Source organism: Enterobacter sp. DVT3837 (assembly GCF_056238685.1).
Map to the genome: position 1 here is coordinate 1,185,260 of NZ_JBWDLA010000001.1, position 17,570 is coordinate 1,202,829.

Annotated in this window: 17 protein-coding genes and 1 riboswitch; of the genes, 10 read left to right on the plus strand and 7 right to left on the minus strand. The window is 54.8% G+C overall.

Going from position 1 to position 17,570, the window contains the following annotated elements:
* The 6 genes from AC0XWG_RS05765 to nudC form a co-directional block, all read right to left on the minus strand.
* Positions 1 to 693, minus strand: a complete 693-nt coding sequence (locus AC0XWG_RS05765; RefSeq protein WP_108089376.1) for a DUF1481 domain-containing protein — start codon at positions 691 to 693, stop codon at positions 1 to 3.
* Between the two features lie 11 nt (positions 694 to 704).
* A complete protein-coding gene (gene hupA, locus AC0XWG_RS05770) occupies positions 705 to 977 on the minus strand; it encodes a nucleoid-associated protein HU-alpha (RefSeq protein ID WP_002445246.1) in 273 nt (90 codons plus the stop codon).
* A 186-nt stretch (positions 978 to 1,163) separates the two neighbouring features.
* Complete coding sequence (locus AC0XWG_RS05775; protein ID WP_028018463.1) at positions 1,164 to 1,754, minus strand: YjaG family protein; 591 nt, start codon at positions 1,752 to 1,754, stop codon at positions 1,164 to 1,166.
* 41 nt (positions 1,755 to 1,795) lie between these two features.
* Entirely contained in the window at positions 1,796 to 2,467 is a 672-nt protein-coding gene (gene nfi, locus AC0XWG_RS05780; RefSeq protein WP_128348916.1) for a deoxyribonuclease V, read from the minus strand.
* Positions 2,468 to 2,476: 9 nt separating this feature from the next.
* Positions 2,477 to 3,541 carry a uroporphyrinogen decarboxylase gene (gene hemE, locus AC0XWG_RS05785; RefSeq protein WP_114980110.1) on the minus strand — a complete coding sequence of 355 codons (1,065 nt, stop codon included), beginning with the start codon at positions 3,539 to 3,541 and terminating at the stop codon, positions 2,477 to 2,479.
* Positions 3,542 to 3,579: 38 nt separating this feature from the next.
* Positions 3,580 to 4,353, minus strand: coding sequence for an NAD(+) diphosphatase (gene nudC, locus AC0XWG_RS05790; protein ID WP_028018466.1), 774 nt, complete (start codon positions 4,351 to 4,353; stop codon positions 3,580 to 3,582).
* A 95-nt stretch (positions 4,354 to 4,448) separates the two neighbouring features.
* Here nudC and AC0XWG_RS05795 point away from each other — a divergent pair, with 95 nt between their 5' ends.
* The 10 genes from AC0XWG_RS05795 (at position 4,449) to AC0XWG_RS05840 (ending at position 13,225) form a co-directional block, all read left to right on the plus strand.
* Positions 4,449 to 4,946, plus strand: coding sequence for an Rsd/AlgQ family anti-sigma factor (locus tag AC0XWG_RS05795; RefSeq protein WP_028018467.1), 498 nt, complete (start codon positions 4,449 to 4,451; stop codon positions 4,944 to 4,946).
* 54 nt (positions 4,947 to 5,000) lie between these two features.
* Positions 5,001 to 5,114, plus strand: a riboswitch (TPP riboswitch).
* A gap of 78 nt (positions 5,115 to 5,192) precedes the next feature.
* Complete coding sequence (gene thiC, locus AC0XWG_RS05800; RefSeq protein ID WP_475680448.1) at positions 5,193 to 7,091, plus strand: phosphomethylpyrimidine synthase ThiC; 1,899 nt, start codon at positions 5,193 to 5,195, stop codon at positions 7,089 to 7,091.
* Positions 7,091 to 7,726: a thiamine phosphate synthase gene (gene thiE / locus AC0XWG_RS05805; protein WP_128348913.1), complete on the plus strand. Its 636-nt coding sequence runs from the start codon at positions 7,091 to 7,093 to the stop codon at positions 7,724 to 7,726. The genes thiC and thiE overlap by 1 nt, the downstream gene beginning before the upstream one ends.
* On the plus strand, positions 7,719 to 8,474 hold the full coding sequence (gene thiF, locus AC0XWG_RS05810; protein ID WP_475680449.1) for a thiazole biosynthesis adenylyltransferase ThiF: 756 nt from the start codon (positions 7,719 to 7,721) through the stop codon (positions 8,472 to 8,474). Before thiE ends, thiF begins: the two co-directional genes overlap by 8 nt.
* Complete coding sequence (gene thiS, locus AC0XWG_RS05815) at positions 8,458 to 8,658, plus strand: sulfur carrier protein ThiS (protein WP_028018471.1); 201 nt, start codon at positions 8,458 to 8,460, stop codon at positions 8,656 to 8,658. The genes thiF and thiS overlap by 17 nt, the downstream gene beginning before the upstream one ends.
* Position 8,659: 1 nt before the next feature.
* The gene (gene thiG, locus AC0XWG_RS05820) at positions 8,660 to 9,430 is read left to right on the plus strand and encodes a thiazole synthase (protein WP_128348911.1); all 771 of its coding nucleotides are present in this window, start codon (positions 8,660 to 8,662) and stop codon (positions 9,428 to 9,430) included.
* Complete coding sequence (gene thiH / locus AC0XWG_RS05825; RefSeq protein WP_128348910.1) at positions 9,427 to 10,560, plus strand: 2-iminoacetate synthase ThiH; 1,134 nt, start codon at positions 9,427 to 9,429, stop codon at positions 10,558 to 10,560. The genes thiG and thiH overlap by 4 nt, the downstream gene beginning before the upstream one ends.
* Positions 10,561 to 10,878: 318 nt before the next feature.
* Entirely contained in the window at positions 10,879 to 12,420 is a 1,542-nt protein-coding gene (locus AC0XWG_RS05830; protein WP_128348909.1) for a sensor domain-containing diguanylate cyclase, read from the plus strand.
* A 179-nt stretch (positions 12,421 to 12,599) separates the two neighbouring features.
* Positions 12,600 to 12,908: a PTS sugar transporter subunit IIB gene (locus tag AC0XWG_RS05835; protein ID WP_010425948.1), complete on the plus strand. Its 309-nt coding sequence runs from the start codon at positions 12,600 to 12,602 to the stop codon at positions 12,906 to 12,908.
* Entirely contained in the window at positions 12,908 to 13,225 is a 318-nt protein-coding gene (locus AC0XWG_RS05840) for a PTS lactose/cellobiose transporter subunit IIA (protein WP_028018475.1), read from the plus strand. Before AC0XWG_RS05835 ends, AC0XWG_RS05840 begins: the two co-directional genes overlap by 1 nt.
* A 55-nt stretch (positions 13,226 to 13,280) precedes the next feature.
* Here AC0XWG_RS05840 and rpoC read toward each other — a convergent pair whose 3' ends face one another.
* On the minus strand, positions 13,281 to 17,504 hold the full coding sequence (gene rpoC, locus AC0XWG_RS05845) for a DNA-directed RNA polymerase subunit beta' (RefSeq protein WP_028018476.1): 4,224 nt from the start codon (positions 17,502 to 17,504) through the stop codon (positions 13,281 to 13,283).
* Positions 17,505 to 17,570: the final 66 nt, after the last annotated feature.

The following is a 17,570-nucleotide window of genomic DNA, read 5'->3' on the forward strand; positions in this document are numbered from 1 at the left end:
TCAGAAACTTTTTTCTGTCGGCTGCCAGGTGCAGAAGTCTTCGTTCGCCACCAGCAGCAGTTGAGAACCTTCCGGTGCTTCAAGCCACGCCACACTCACCTCCATAGATGAATGACGCTGACGACGTTCAATATGTTCGGTTGCCCAGGATTCAAGCTCAGGCTTCACTGTCTGCCCTTCGCAAGTTGTTACCGTCCCATCGGCGTGCCAGCGCCCCTGGCGCAGTACAACGCGCCCCTGACGCAGCGCATCGCTGGTCTGGCGGATCTGTTCGGCACGATAACGATAGAGAGCAATTTGATCGCTGGAAAGCTGCTGTTTTTGACCACTCACTTCACGCTGCATAAAGCTCAGCTCACCATGGTCATCAAAACGCACTTTCACATGTTCGGGGGTTTTACTGTAGACGTTCAGTTCGATCAGCGTGAGGTCATCGCCCTGCCAGCGATACTCCGCGGTCGAGGTATTGCCGTTATGCCACGGGCTAAAAGCAGAAAGCAGATGCACTTCACCGCCGGAATCTTTGCGCCAGATCCTGACCGCCCCCTGATTGTCAGCGTAGCCGCTGGCAGTAAACGGTGGCAGAGTGGAGTCATGGCTACAGGCTGACAGCAACAGCACGCCCGCTAACGTGAGCGCACCACGCCAGACAGACAAAAGGGGCGTTACCGCCCCTTCGTTAAAACTGTTCACTGCCACGCGTCTTACTTAACAGCGTCTTTCAGAGCTTTACCAGAAACGAATGCTGGCACGTTAGCTGCGGCGATTTTGATTTCTTTACCGGTCTGCGGGTTGCGGCCAGTGCGCTCAGCACGGTGGTTCACTTTGAAGGTACCGAAACCAACCAGTTGTACAGCATCGCCTTCTTTCAGAGACTCAGTAATAGCAGCCAGGGTAGATTCCAGAGCAGCTTTAGCCTGCACTTTAGACAGATCAGCCTTGTCCGCAATTACATCAATCAGTTGAGTCTTGTTCATAAGTTATCCTTTCAATGTGTTTATCGCTTGCTAAGCATCGAGTGCGACGAAAATGCCAAAAAAGCACTCTCCTGCATACACGCACCGATAGCCACTTTTTTTCGCCCCCCAAATGTAGACCAGACAAGGGGCGAAAGGGAAGAGTCGAGGAGCGACAAAACGGGCGTTATCTCAAGTTTTATTGTCTCATTGGTTAAAAATTATACCAATATTGCTCTCGCCGGCCTCACGTAAGTCCGCGCGCAGCCCTTTTATCAGCTCGATATCGCGTTCTTCACACTCTGCCAGCAGGCGGAAAATTTCCCACTGAATGTCCCATTCTTGTTCTACCGCCGGGTTCGCACGCAGCTCTTCGTCGGTCATTTCACGACCTTCCTGAGTCATTTCCAGCATCGCAACGGTCGTAATTGATGCCTTACTGACTTCGATAGCATGCTCCAGCGTTTCACCACTCAGGCGGGAGTGAATCAACTCGCTTAACGCCACACAAGCATCGATCGCCGGATAGACACCGTACAGGTCAAAATCATCCGCGACCGGAATCGCCTCTTCCAGCTTTTCGAGCTGAGAGTCGAAATTCACCTTCGCGTCTTTCACCGTCAGCGTTTCCCAGATCAGATCCAGAATTCGGCGATAAATATGACCATCACCAAAGCCCGTCTGCTTGCAGAACGCGGCATAGTTGGGATACATGCGCTCGCACAGGCAAGCCATAAAGGTGACGTGCTGCCAGCTTTCCAGCTTCTCAAGGCGCAGGTGAATCGGGTTTTGTAACATGATGATCTCTCGAATCGAAAATTAGGCGCAGTTTACCTGAATCATCGCTGAATTTCCTGCCAACGAACAAAAGCCGGGCGTGAAGAAGCTACCGCGTCTGCCCAGCGTGTTGGCTCAGGCAAACGGTATCCCTTCATACAGCGCTGCACCCACGCCAGAGCGCTATCCATGCTCACCCGATGTCCGGTGGCAATAAACAGCGGGTTACAACGGGCTTTGCTGCGCCATACCCACGCCAGTTGCTCACCTTTATCAATGAGCGGTGCCAGCGCGCCAGGCTTGGCAGAAAGCGGTTCAAACGCACCACACAAGCGTTTCTTAGCAACGCCGATGGTGGGAACATCCACCAGCAGGCCAAAGTGGCTGGCCACGCCTAAACGGCGCGGGTGTGAGATACCGTGTCCATCAACAAACAGCAGGTCAGGTTTTTGCGAGAGCTGCTCCCACGCTGCCAGCAGCGCGGGGTATTCGCGGAAGGAGAGAAAGCCCGGGATGTACGGCATAGTGGTGGCAATACGCGCCACTTTGTACTCCACCAGCTCAAGCGAGGGATATTTCAGTACCACCATCGCTGCTCGCGTCACGTCCCCACCCTGCTCAAACCCGACGTCAGCTCCACCGATAAACTGCGGGGGATCCTTATCCAGACGATCCTCGCGGATCACGGATGAAGCCAGTTCAATTTGTTGGGCGCGTAATGACGCGAGATCCATAGAGATTCCTTACTTGTGGTATTGCGCAGAGAGTCGGTGTACCGCCTCCACAAACGCGCCAGCGTGTTCTGGCGGCACGTCCTGATGAATACCATGCCCGAGGTTAAAGACGTGCCCTTCGCCCTGGCCGAAACCGGCGAGAATAGTTGCCACCTCTTCTTCAATGCGAGCCGGCTGTGCATAAAGCATGGACGGATCCATATTGCCCTGCAGCGCCACCTTGTCACCCACGCGACGGCGCGCATCGGCAATATCGGTTGTCCAGTCGAGACCCAGCGCGTCACATCCCGTTGCAGCCATCGCCTCCAGCCACTGACCGCCGCCTTTAGTGAACAAGGTCACCGGCACGCGGCGGCCTTCGTTTTCACGCAGCAGGCCATCAACGATCTTGTGCATGTAATAGAGCGAAAACTGCTGATAATCGCGTCCGGTAAGTACGCCGCCCCAGGTGTCGAAAATCATCACCGACTGTGCGCCCGCTTTAATCTGCGCGTTGAGGTAGAGCGTGACGCTCTTCGCCAGCTTGTCGAGCAGCGCATGCAACGCCAGCGGCTCCGCGTACATCATCTTTTTAATCACGGTGAAAGCCTTGCTGCTGCCACCTTCAACCATGTAAGTCGCCAGCGTCCACGGACTGCCAGAGAAACCGATCAGCGGCACTTCACCTTTCAGCTCACGGCGAATAGTGCGCACGGCATTCATCACATAGCCCAGTTCATCTTCAGGATCGGGAACAGGCAGCTTGTCGACGTCGGCTTTGCTTTTGATTGGGGAGGTGAAACGTGGACCTTCACCGGTTTCAAAATAGAGCCCAAGGCCCATCGCATCCGGGATGGTCAGAATATCCGAGAAGAGGATCGCAGCATCCAGCGGGAAGCGGCGCAGCGGCTGGAGCGTCACTTCACAGGCCAGCTCAGCGTTTTTGCACAGCGACATAAAATCGCCTGCCTGCGCGCGCGTGGCTTTGTACTCTGGCAGATAGCGTCCCGCCTGGCGCATCATCCACACCGGGGTGACATCAACGGGCTGGCGCAGCAGCGCACGCAGATAACGATCGTTCTTCAGTTCGGTCATTTTTGCAGTTCCTTAAGCGTCATGGCCTCAGTGTAACACTACTCATACTCAGCCCGACACATTGCCACAGTATCTTCTATTAGCCGACGCGCCACCGTACCTGGCGGCGGTAACAGAGGTAAATCGTCATACCGATACCAGTTCGCTTCCAGTAACTCTTTCTGGTCGATGACGATGTCCCCGCTATCATATTCGGCCATAAATGCCGTCATTAATGACTGCGGGAACGGCCACGGCTGGGAGGTAACATAGCGCAGGTTCTTCACTTTAATCCCGCTCTCCTCCATCACTTCGCGCGCCACCGCCTGCTCCAGCGTTTCGCCCACTTCGACAAACCCGGCCAGCACAGTGTGAATGCCGTTGCGGTGACGGGTATGCTGCGCCAGCAGGATGGAATCCTCGCGACGGATAGCGACGATAATGCACGGCGCGATCTGCGGATAGTAGCGTTCACGGCAGTGGCTGCAGAGCATCGCCCACTCGGTTTTGCTCGGGTGCATGGTATGCCCGCAGTAACCGCAGTATTTATGCGAACGATAAAACTCCGCCAGCTGTACACCACGGCCCGCCAGCTGGAACAGCCCCACATCCAGATCCAGCACCTGACGAACCGATCCCATGTCCTGACGTCGAGCCTGCTGGACCATCCACACGGGATCGCCCTGCCACTCACCGATCCTCAGTGCAGGTTGACCAACAAGATCGAATTTTTCCGCCGCACCATAGGGAATTTCCCCGACGGGGAGCCATAATTTTTGTTCGTGACTGACGATCCACCAACCAAGATCTGATTTTTCAATAATACGATCCATATCTATTGCACTACCTTCGCTTCACTGACATGTTGTTAGCATTGTGGTTACATTTTGGATAAGCAGATTCAATTCTAAACTTTGCGGAGTCGAACATGTTAAACCAGCTAGAAAGCCTGACTGAGCGCGTTAGAGGAAGTAACAAACTGGTGGATCGCTGGCTACATGTGCGCAAGCATCTACTCGTGGCTTATTACAATCTGGTCGGTATTAAGCCTGGCAAAGAATCGTTTATGCGTCTGAATGAAAAAGCGCTGGATGATTTTTGTCAGAGCCTGGTCGACTACCTGTCCGACGGCCATTTCAATATTTATGAACGCATTATCCGCGAAATGGAAGGGACTACGCCGTATTTAGCGGCCAGCAAACTCTATCCGCTGCTGGAAGCCAATACCCAGCAGATTATGGACTACTACGATTCCACGCTTGAGAATGCGATCGATCACGATAACTATCTTGAGTTTCAGCAGGCGCTTTCCGACCTTGGCGAAGCGCTGGAAGAGCGATTCACACTGGAAGATAAGCTGATCGCCCTCGTGCTGGATAGCAATCTCAGTGCCAGCAACGAAGATAACATCGCGCGCCCTGCTTGAGTTCTTAATCGTTAACGAGTAATTTACAAACATTCGCCCCTCTCACGAGGGGGATTTTTCTTGTCGGAGTGCCCAGCGTTTGCAAAAACGCGGGCTGAGACCGTTAATTCGGGATCCGCGGAACCTGATCAGGCTAATACCTGCGAAGGGAACAAGAGTCACACTGCTGTTGTATCGCCTGCGGGCGATCTTCTCTTGCTTCATCCGTCGTCTGACAAGCCATGTCCTTCACTTTTGGAATGAGCTATGTCTACCACTACTAAACTGACCCGCCGCGAACAGCGCGCACACGCCCAACACTTCATTGATACCCTGGAAGGCACCGCTTTCCCGAACTCTAAACGCATCTACATCACCGGCTCTCAGGCGGATATCCGCGTGCCGATGCGTGAAATTCAGCTTAGCCCAACGCTTATCGGCGGCAGCAAAGATAACCCACAGTATGAAGACAACGAAGCTGTGCCGGTGTATGACACCTCCGGTCCCTACGGTGACCCTGAAATTGCCATCAACGTTCAGAAAGGCCTGGCTAAGCTGCGTCAACCGTGGATCGACGCCCGCCAGGACAGCGAGGAGCTAAACGAGCAAAGTTCTGCCTATACCAAAGAGCGCCTGGCCGACGACGGTCTGGACGAGCTGCGCTTCTCCGGCCTGCTGACACCGAAACGCGCTAAAGCGGGCAAATGCGTGACCCAGTTGCACTACGCGCGTCAGGGGATCGTCACCCCCGAAATGGAGTTCATCGCCATTCGCGAAAACATGGGCCGTGAGCGCATCCGTAGCGAAATTCTGCGCCACCAGCATCCGGGAGAATCTTTTGGCGCTCGCCTGCCGGAAAACATTACGCCGGAATTTGTGCGTGATGAAGTCGCCGCTGGCCGCGCGATTATCCCTGCCAACATCAACCACCCGGAATCTGAGCCAATGATTATTGGCCGTAATTTCCTGGTGAAGGTCAACGCTAACATCGGTAACTCGGCCGTTACTTCGTCTATCGAAGAAGAGGTGGAAAAACTGGTCTGGTCGACGCGCTGGGGTGCGGACACGGTGATGGACCTCTCCACTGGCCGTTATATTCACGAAACCCGCGAATGGATCCTACGTAACAGCCCGGTACCAATCGGGACGGTGCCTGTGTATCAGGCGCTGGAGAAGGTCAACGGCATTGCCGAAGATCTTACCTGGGAGGCCTTCCGCGACACGTTACTGGAACAGGCTGAACAGGGCGTAGACTACTTCACTATTCACGCAGGTGTCCTGCTGCGCTACGTACCGATGACGGCGAAACGTCTGACCGGCATCGTCTCGCGCGGCGGTTCGATCATGGCGAAGTGGTGTCTGTCCCATCATCAGGAAAACTTCCTCTACGAACACTTCCGTGAGATTTGCGAAATCTGCGCCGCGTACGATGTCTCTCTGTCGCTGGGCGACGGCCTGCGTCCTGGCTCCATCCGCGATGCCAATGACGAAGCGCAGTTTGCCGAACTGCACACGCTGGGTGAACTCACCAAAATCGCCTGGGAATATGACGTACAGGTGATGATTGAAGGCCCGGGACATGTGCCAATGCAGATGATCCGTCGCAACATGACCGAAGAGCTGGAGCACTGCCACGAAGCGCCGTTCTACACCCTCGGGCCATTGACCACCGATATCGCGCCGGGCTATGACCATTTCACCTCCGGGATTGGTGCGGCAATGATTGGCTGGTTCGGCTGCGCCATGCTCTGCTACGTCACGCCGAAAGAGCACCTCGGCCTGCCAAACAAAGAAGATGTAAAACAGGGTCTGATCACCTACAAGATTGCCGCCCACGCAGCCGATCTGGCGAAAGGCCACCCGGGAGCGCAAATCCGTGATAACGCCATGTCGAAAGCACGCTTCGAATTCCGCTGGGAAGATCAGTTCAACCTGGCGCTCGACCCATTCACTGCTCGCGCCTATCACGACGAAACACTGCCGCAGGAATCAGGCAAAGTGGCACACTTCTGCTCCATGTGCGGGCCGAAATTCTGCTCGATGAAAATCAGCCAGGAGGTACGTGACTACGCTGCCGCACAAACCATTGAAGTGGGCATGGCGGATATGTCAGAAACCTTCCGCGCCAAAGGCGGTGAAATCTACCTCAAAAAAGAGGAGGCGTAATGTACCAGCCCGATTTTCCACCTGTGCCCTTTCGTTTAGGGCTCTATCCGGTGGTGGATAGCGTGGAATGGATAGAGCGCCTGCTTGCGACGGGCGTTCGCACAATCCAGCTACGCATTAAAGATAAACACGATGAAGAGGTAGAGACGGATGTGGTTTCTGCCATCGCGCTGGGGCGTCGCTATGACGCTCGCCTGTTTATCAACGACTACTGGCGACTGGCGATCAAACATCAGGCTTACGGCGTACATCTGGGTCAGGAAGACCTTGAGACAACCGACCTCAATGCGATCCGCGACGCAGGGCTGCGTCTGGGGGTATCAACGCATGACGATATGGAAATCGACGTCGCGCTGACCGCCCGCCCTTCTTACATCGCCCTCGGCCACGTCTTCCCGACGCAAACCAAGCAGATGCCCTCCGCACCGCAAGGTCTGGCGCAGCTGGCGAGTCACGTTGAACGCCTTGCCGATTATCCCACCGTTGCCATCGGCGGCATTAGCCTTGAACGTGCCCCGGCGGTGCTGGAGACCGGGGTCGGCAGCATTGCCGTCGTCAGCGCCATTACCCAGGCAGCAGACTGGCAGTCGGCTACCGAGCAGCTGTTACAGCTGGCAGGAGCAGGCGATGAATGATCGTGATTTTATGCGCTACAGCCGTCAGCTTCTGCTGGAGGATATCGCCATTGACGGACAGCAAAAGCTGCTCGCCAGCCGGGTTCTGATTGTGGGTCTGGGCGGGTTAGGAGCCCCTGCCGCGCTCTATCTGGCAGGGGCGGGCGTCGGCACGCTGGTACTGGCCGATGACGACGACGTTCACCTCAGCAACCTGCAACGGCAAATTCTCTTTACCACCGAGGATATTAACCAGCCTAAAGCGCAAATCACCCGCCAGCGGCTGAACCAGCTTAACCCGGATATCGAACTGATTGCCTTACAGCAACGGCTCAGCGGTGAAAGCCTGCAACGCGAAGTTGCCCTGGCCGACGTGGTGCTGGACTGCACCGACAATATGGCGACGCGTCAGGCGATCAACGCCGCCTGCGTGGCAAATAATACGCCGCTTATCACCGCCAGCGCGGTGGGTTTCGGCGGGCAGATGATGGTCCTGACTCCGCCGTGGTCGCAGGGCTGCTATCGCTGCCTGTGGCCGGATGATGCCGAGTCAACGCGCAACTGCCGGACGGCGGGCATTCTTGGTCCGGTGGTCGGCGTGATGGGCACAATGCAGGCGCTGGAAGCTATCAAGCTGCTTAGCGGCATGGAGACGGAACGCAATACGCTGCGCTTGTTTGATGCCCGCTCCAGCGGCTGGCGACAGCTGGCGCTTCACCGTGCCAGCCACTGCCCGGTATGCGGAGGCCACGATGCGCATTCTGTTTAACGATGAGCCGATGAGCTGCGACGACGGGCTTACCGTTGCCGTTTTGCTCGATAAATTACGTCAGCTTAAACCAGGCACAGCGCTGGCGCTCAATCAACAGATCCTGCCGCGCGAGCAGTGGGAGCTTCAGCAGGTCAATGAAGGTGATCAGATCCTGCTGTTTCAGGTTATCGCAGGGGGCTGAGATGTTACGTATTGCCGATAAAGTCTTTGATTCACATCTGTTTACCGGAACTGGAAAATTCGCCTCTCCACAGCTGATGGTGGAGGCCATCCGGGAAAGCGGCAGCCAGTTGGTGACGCTGGCCATGAAGCGCGTGGACCTGCGTCACCACAGCGATGCCATTCTGGCACCTTTACTGGAAGCAGGCGTTACGCTGCTGCCCAATACGTCCGGCGCGAAAACGGCAGAGGAGGCGATTTTTGCCGCACAACTGGCGCGAGAAGCGCTCGGCACCCGCTGGCTGAAGCTGGAAATTCACCCGGATGCCCGCTGGCTGCTGCCTGACCCTATCGAAACGCTGAAAGCAGCCGAAAAACTGGTTCAGCAGGGGTTTATCGTTCTGCCTTACTGCGGAGCCGACCCCGTACTATGCAAGCGTCTGGAAGAGGTCGGCTGTGCCGCCGTCATGCCGCTGGGCGCCCCCATCGGCTCCAATCAGGGGCTGGAAACCCGTGCGATGCTTGAAATCATTATTGAGCAGGCCACCGTGCCAGTCGTTGTGGATGCGGGCATTGGCGTGCCCAGCCATGCTGCACAGGCGCTGGAGATGGGTGCAGACGCTGTGCTGGTGAATACGGCCATCGCGGTAGCTGATGACCCGGTCATGATGGCGCGCGCGTTCCGCATGGCTGTAGAGGCCGGCGTGCTGGCAAGGGAGTCCGGCCCCGGCTCGCGCAGTTTTCAGGCTCAGGCCACCAGCCCGTTGACCGGTTTTCTGGAGGCAATCTCATGAGCACGTTTACCGAGCGCTGGCGGCAGCTTAACTGGGACGACATTGCCCTGCGCATCAACAGCAAGACGGCTGCTGACGTGGAGCGAGCATTGAACGCCCGTCACCTCACCCGTGAGGATTTGATGGCCCTGCTCTCCCCGGCAGCCAGCGCCTATCTTGAACCGATGGCACAGCGTGCTCAGAGGCTGACACGCCAGCGCTTTGGCAACACGGTGAGTTTTTACGTCCCGCTTTACCTCTCTAACCTGTGCGCCAATGACTGTACCTATTGCGGTTTCTCCATGAGTAACCGCATCAAGCGGAAAACGCTCGATGAGAGTGAAATTGCGCGTGAGTGTGCGGCCATTCGTGAAATGGGCTTTGAGCATCTTCTGCTGGTCACGGGTGAACATCAGGGGAAAGTGGGGATGGACTATTTTCGTCAGCACCTCCCCGCCATTCGTCGTCAGTTTGCCTCTTTGCAAATGGAAGTGCAGCCCCTGTCGCAAGAGGAATACGCGGAGTTAAAAACGCTCGGGCTGGACGGGGTCATGGTTTATCAGGAAACCTACCACGAGGCGACATATGCCCGGCACCACCTCAAGGGAAAGAAACAGGATTTCTTTTTCCGGCTGGAGACACCGGACAGACTGGGACGCGCCGGGATCGACAAAATCGGTCTGGGGGCGCTGATCGGGCTATCGGATAGCTGGCGGGTAGATTGCTACATGGTGGCAGAACATCTGCTATGGCTCCAGCAACGCTACTGGCAGAGCCGTTACTCTATCTCCTTCCCCCGGCTGCGGCCTTGCACGGGAGGGGTTGAACCGGCTTCTCTGATGGATGAGCGTCAACTGGTGCAAACCATCTGTGCATTCCGCCTGCTTGCTCCGGAGGTTGAGTTGTCTCTCTCAACGCGCGAGTCCCCGGCGTTTCGCGATCGCGTGATCCCACTTGCGATCAACAACGTTAGCGCATTTTCCAAAACGCAGCCTGGCGGCTACGCCGACGACCATCCGGAACTGGAGCAGTTTGCGCCACATGACGGGCGACGTCCGGAAGCCGTCGCTGCCGCCCTGATTGAACAGGGTCTACAGCCTGTCTGGAAAGACTGGGACAGCTGGCTGGGAAGAGCCTCGCAATTGCGTTGAAACGCACTGCAACACGTTAAAAAATTGTCGAGACGCGACGAAAAGGCAAAACCGGATGATTGTCAGCAATCGTCCGGTTTTTTATTGTCTCAAGGCCAGCAACGGACGCTGGCCAGGGCGAAAAAGCTTCTTCCTCGTTTCGCCCTGCCTCTGCCTGAATCCAGAATGTTCATAAGTAATTTCTTAGTGATTCTTAATATAAATCATCTCGTCTGAAACCGTACATCGTATAATTCACAGCCAATCGCAGGACAGCGACTATGCTGAGAGGATATCGGCAGACAAAAAGCATTCACCATCAGGATCGATGTACAACTCATGGCACTTCACAGCAAAAAACTCTCTTTCACCCGGCCAATTATGCTCAGCTTCGCGGGGATCCTGTGCAGTTTTGTGCTGATCGCGGTCGCGGTGACGCTTTCGCAACGAAAGGATTTTCTTGAGGATTATCACAAGATTAATAGCAATTTCACGCATAACCTGGCGGTGAATTACACCGAATCCATCCTGCGTGAAAATGACTATATCCTTGGCCGCTCCGCAATGTACTTCGCGCGCGACGACAGGCTAAACGAGACGCTAAACGTTAACCCGACGCAGGGGCTGCAGATGATGATGCATTTGCAGAACCTGATGCCGACCGTCTCATCCATTTCACTGGCAGACACGCAGGGGCATTATCTCCGCGCACCGGAAGTGCTCCCCACGGAGACGAGTAAAACCTTCGATCCCCGGACGCGACCGTGGTTTGTCGCCCAGGCGGAAGCCAGCATCTTCAGCCACTATACCCGCCCTTATATGGATTACTTTACGGGTCACCCCACGGTCACTCTTTATAAGCCCGTGATTTCACCAGAAGGCAGGCTGAAGGGAACGCTCGCTTTTCATCTCGATCTCACGTCAATGGGCTATACTCTGCGCCAGATGGTAGCACCCGTTCAGGGGGAGTTCTTCATCGTCGAACGCGACGGCGCTGTGGTGCTGCACCCGGATACCGGTGCACTCTTCAAGCAGTACGTGAGCGAAGCGCTGATGGACAAAATGACCAGCGGCGAAGGGCATCTTTACGACAAGAAAAGCAACGCCTGGTATTACTATTATTCGTTTACCAACCCGGACTGGTTTGTTATTTACCGGGTATCGGGTGCGACGCTCACTGATATTACTCGCCACGAAACGACGATTGTTGGCTGGGGGTTTGCCCTGGCGGCCATCATCATCATCCTCTTTGGTTTATACCTGCGCCATGCATCGCGTACCGTGCTGATGCACATTATCAATGCCATCAAAACCGGCGACGTCAGCGAAGCGCCGCGTCTGGAAGCGATGCTGAGCCACACTATCCAGTCCAATAAAGAGCGTGAGATGGCGTATGTCCGCCAGGCAACGCACGATTCGCTGACGGGCTGCAAAAACCGTCGCGCGTTCGATAGCGATGTGGCGGAGCTTCTGGAAGCACACCAGCCTTTTGCAATGGCGCTGGTGGATATTGATAACTTCAAGTCGATTAACGATACGCTGGGCCACTTAACCGGTGACATCGTCCTGCGCAACGTGGCCCGCGAAGGGCTCCAGATAATGCAGCCACATCACGTCTCGGTTTACCGTTACGGAGGGGAAGAGTTCGCGGTAGTCTTCCAGGCTGAGCAGATTGCTTCTGCACTTTCATTACTTGAGGCGTGGCGTACCGCCGTTGAAAAACGCGCCTGGCGAGAAGAAAACCTGCGGGTAACGTTCAGTGGTGGCTTGGGAGAATGGCACCACGAACCGCTGGAACAATTTGTGGGTAGTGTTGATAACGCACTTTACAGCGCGAAGCAGCAGGGAAAAAATCGCATTATCCGCACGTCCATCAGCTAATCCTCATCTTTCAGCCTGCCCGTTTCGGCGGGTAAGCTGCTCACCAATGCAAAATTGTAACCGGTTTCAGAAAATCGTCGGTTTCTTTGTGATGCCTCACACACAATCACGGTAAAGCGGTTGTTGAAGCGTTCTGCACGGGATAATTATCAATAAACACATGTAGATCGAGGCTGATTATGAAGAACATCGTTTTATGCTGTGCAGCGGGAATGTCAACCAGCATGCTGGTTCAACGTATGAAAGATGCCGCACAGAAAAAAGGGGTTGAAGTCACCATTAAAGCCGTTCCGGTTGCGGAGTTTAAAGACAACATCGCGACGGCCGACATCGTATTACTGGGGCCACAGGTTAAATACGAGCAGGCTAAACTACAGGCACAGGCCGACCCACTGGGTAAAAAGGTCGCGGTGATCGACATGATGGATTACGGCATGATGAAAGGCGATGCTGTACTGGAAAAAGCGCTCAAACTGCTGGAGTCATAATGGAAGACTTAGAAACCACAATCATGGAACTGCTGGTCAACGCAGGTGCGGCACGCAGTGCTGCCCTTACGGCGTTGCAGATGGCACGTAAAGGTGACTTTGCCGAAGCCGAAAAGGCGATGGAAGAGTCGCGCGAATATGTGAAGCATGCGCACACGATTCAGACGCAGCTTATTGGTCTTGATGAAGGTACCGGGAAGCTGCCGGTTAACCTGATCACCGTCCATTCTCAGGATCACCTGATGAACGCGATGGTCATTCAGGACCTGGCGGGCGATATGATAGAGCTGTACCGTCGGCTACCGCTGATTAACTGAAAAAAAGATATAAAAAAACCCGCCGAAGCGGGTTTTTTATTAGCTGAATCAACAATTACTCGTTATCGGAACCACCCAGACCTGCGTTCAGCAGTTCTGCCAGGCTCGCGGATGCATCTTCAGCAGTGACCTGCGGTGCAGCTGGCAGTTCACCCGCAGCACGACGACGCATACGATCCTGATGGTACGCATAGCCGGTACCAGCCGGGATCAGACGACCCACGATAACGTTCTCTTTCAGACCGCGCAGTTCATCACGTTTACCTGCAACAGCCGCTTCGGTCAGGACACGAGTAGTTTCCTGGAACGATGCTGCAGAGATGAAGGACTCGGTTGCCAGAGACGCTTTGGTGATACCCAGCAGATCGCGTGCGAAGGTCGCACCGATTTTGCCGTTCGCTTCCAGATCGCGGTTAGCGATCTTAACGCGAGAGTATTCAACCTGCTCGCCTTCCAGGAACTCAGAGCTACCTGCGTTTTCGATGGTTGCTTTACGCAGCATCTGACGAACGATAACTTCGATGTGTTTATCGTTAATCTTAACGCCCTGCAGACGGTATACGTCCTGTACTTCGTTAACGATGTAACGAGTAACAGCATGCACACCACGCAGACGCAGGATATCGTGCGGCGCTTCTGGACCGTCGGAAACCACGTCACCACGTTCTACACGTTCACCTTCGAACACGTTGAGCTGACGCCACTTAGGAATCATCTCTTCGTACGGCTCGCTGCCATCTACTGGAGTGATAACCAGACGGCGTTTACCTTTGGTCTCTTTACCGAAGGAGATGATACCGCTGATTTCAGCCAGGATTGCCGGCTCTTTCGGACGACGTGCTTCGAACAGGTCCGCAACGCGTGGCAGACCACCGGTGATGTCCTTGGTACCGCCGGATTCCTGAGGAATACGCGCCAGGGTGTCACCAGAGCTGATCTGTACGCCATCTTCCAGCTGTACAATCGCTTTACCTGGCAGGAAGTACTGCGCAGGCATATCGGTACCCGGGATCAGAACGTCGTTACCCTGAGCATCAACGATTTTCAGTGCAGGACGCAGATCTTTACCGCCAGTAGTACGCTCTGCGGAATCCAGAACCACCAGAGAAGACAGACCAGTCAGCTCGTCAGTCTGACGAGTAATGGTCTGGCCGTCGATCATGTCAGTGAAGCGGATGAAACCACTTACTTCGGTGATAACTGGCATGGTGTGTGGATCCCAGTTTGCAACGGTTTCACCGCCGGCAACCTGCTCACCATCACCTTTCGCCATAACCGCACCGTAAGGTACTTTATAGCTCTCTTTGGTACGACCGAATTCGTCGATCAGTTTCAGCTCGGTGTTACGAGAGGTCACAACCAGTTTGCCTGCGGAGTTAACAACAGACTTCGCGTTGCTGAGCTTGATGCTACCTTTGTTTTTCACCTGGATGCTGGATTCAGCAGCCGCACGAGATGCCGCACCACCGATGTGGAACGTACGCATCGTCAGCTGTGTACCCGGCTCACCGATGGACTGTGCCGCGATAACACCGATTGCTTCACCTTTGTTGATGATGTGGCCACGCGCCAGGTCACGACCATAGCAGTGCGCACATACACCAAAGTCGGTGTCACAGGATACAACGGAACGTACTTTCACTGAGTCAACAGAGTTTGCTTCCAGCAGGTCACACCACTGTTCGTGCAGCAGCGTATTGCGTGGAACCAGAATGTCTGCAGTACCCGGCTTCAGAATGTCTTCCGCGGTTACACGACCCAGTACGCGATCGCGCAGTGGCTCTTTAACATCACCACCCTCGATAACCGGGGTCATGGTGATACCTTCGAGGGTGCCACAATCGTCTTCGGTTACAACCAGATCCTGCGCAACGTCAACCAGACGACGCGTCAGATAACCGGAGTTCGCTGTTTTCAGTGCGGTATCCGCCAGACCTTTACGAGCACCGTGAGTAGAGATGAAGTACTGGAGTACGTTCAGACCTTCACGGAAGTTCGCGGTGATTGGCGTTTCGATGATGGAGCCATCTGGCTTCGCCATCAGACCACGCATACCTGCCAGCTGACGAATCTGTGCAGCAGAACCACGCGCACCGGAGTCGGCCATCATGTAGATGCTGTTGAAGGAAACCTGCTGTTCTTCAACGCCGTCACGGTTAATCACGGTTTCGGTCTGCAGGTTATCCATCATCGCCTTGGATACACGATCGTTCGCCGCAGCCCAGATATCGATAACTTTGTTATAGCGTTCGCCCGCGGTTACCAGACCAGACTGGAACTGCTCCTGGATCTCAGCAACTTCGGCTTCCGCTTCAGAGATGATCTCGTGTTTCTTCTCTGGGATGACCATGTCATCAATACCAACAGATGCACCTGAACGCGCTGCATAAGCAAAGCCGGTGTACATTGTCTGGTCAGCGAAGATTACGGTCGGCTTCAGACCCAGAATGCGGTAACAGGTGTTCAGCATTTTGGAGATCGCTTTCTTGCCCAGCGCCTGGTTGACGATGGAGAAAGGCAGCCCCTTCGGTACGATCATCCACAGAATGGCACGGCCAACGGTCGTGTCTTTCAGGCTGGTTTTCGCAACGAACTCGCCGTTTTCATCTTTTTCGTATTCGGTGATACGCACTTTAACGCGCGCATGCAGAGAGGCCAGGCCAGCGCGATAAATACGCTCAGCTTCTTTCGGGCCAGTCAGCACCATGCCTTCGCCTTTGGCGTTAACACAGTCACGGGTCATGTAGTACAGACCCAATACAACGTCCTGAGAAGGAACGATAATAGGTTCACCGTTCGCTGGAGACAGGATGTTGTTGGTAGACATCATCAGCGCACGCGCTTCCAACTGGGCTTCCAGCGTCAGCGGTACGTGAACAGCCATCTGGTCACCATCGAAGTCGGCGTTATATGCCGCACAAACCAGCGGGTGCAGCTGGATAGCTTTACCTTCGATCAGTACTGGTTCAAATGCCTGGATACCCAGACGGTGCAGGGTTGGTGCACGGTTCAGCAGTACCGGGTGTTCGCGGATAACTTCGTCCAGGATATCCCAAACGACAGCTTCTTCACGCTCAACCATTTTCTTAGCGGCTTTGATGGTGGTGGCCAGGCCACGCAGCTCCAGCTTGCCGTAGATGAACGGTTTGAACAGCTCCAGTGCCATTTTCTTAGGCAGACCGCACTGATGCAGACGCAGGTATGGACCTACGGTGATTACAGAACGACCGGAGTAGTCAACACGCTTACCGAGCAGGTTCTGACGGAAACGACCCTGTTTACCTTTGATCATGTCGGCCAAAGATTTCAGAGGACGTTTGTTAGAACCGGTGATCGCACGACCGCGACGACCGTTATCCAGCAGGGCATCTACTGCTTCCTGCAGCATACGTTTTTCGTTGCGTACGATGATATCTGGCGCAGCCAGATCCAGCAGACGTTTCAGACGGTTGTTACGGTTAATGACGCGACGATACAGATCGTTCAGGTCAGAAGTCGCGAAACGACCACCATCCAGCGGAACCAGTGGACGCAGATCTGGCGGCAGAACCGGCAGAACGGTCAGGATCATCCACTCTGGTTTGTTACCAGACTGAACGAACGCTTCCAGCAGTTTGATACGCTTGGTCAGCTTTTTACGCTTGGTTTCGGAGTTGGTTTCGTTCAGCTCTTCACGCAGCTGCTCGCACTCTTGCTCCAGATCCATGCTCTTCAGCAGGGCCTGAATAGCTTCCGCACCCATCTTCGCGTCGAATTCGTCACCGAACTCTTCCAGCGCGTCCAGATACTGCTCTTCAGTCAGGATCTGGTGACGTTCCAGATTCGTCATCCCGCCTTCGATAACCACATAAGATTCGAAGTACAGAACACGTTCGATATCGCGCAGCGGCATATCCAGCAGCAGACCGATACGGGACGGCAGAGATTTCAGGAACCAGATGTGAGCGGTTGGAGATGCCAGCTCGATGTGGCCCATGCGCTCACGGCGCACTTTGGTCTGGGTCACTTCAACGCCGCACTTCTCACAGATCACACCACGGTGTTTCAGGCGCTTGTACTTACCGCACAGGCACTCGTAATCTTTTACTGGCCCGAAAATACGCGCACAGAAAAGGCCGTCACGCTCAGGTTTGAACGTACGGTAGTTGATGGTTTCCGGCTTTTTAACTTCACCGAACGACCATGAACGGATCATGTCTGGCGAAGCCAGAGCAATTTTGATCGCATCAAACTCTTCGGTTTTAGTCTGCGCTTTCAGAAACTTTAATAAATCTTTCACGGATTTGCTCCCGTCGGAGTTAGCACAATCTGGTGCCGGGGGTTAACCCGGCACCAGTGACCTGTT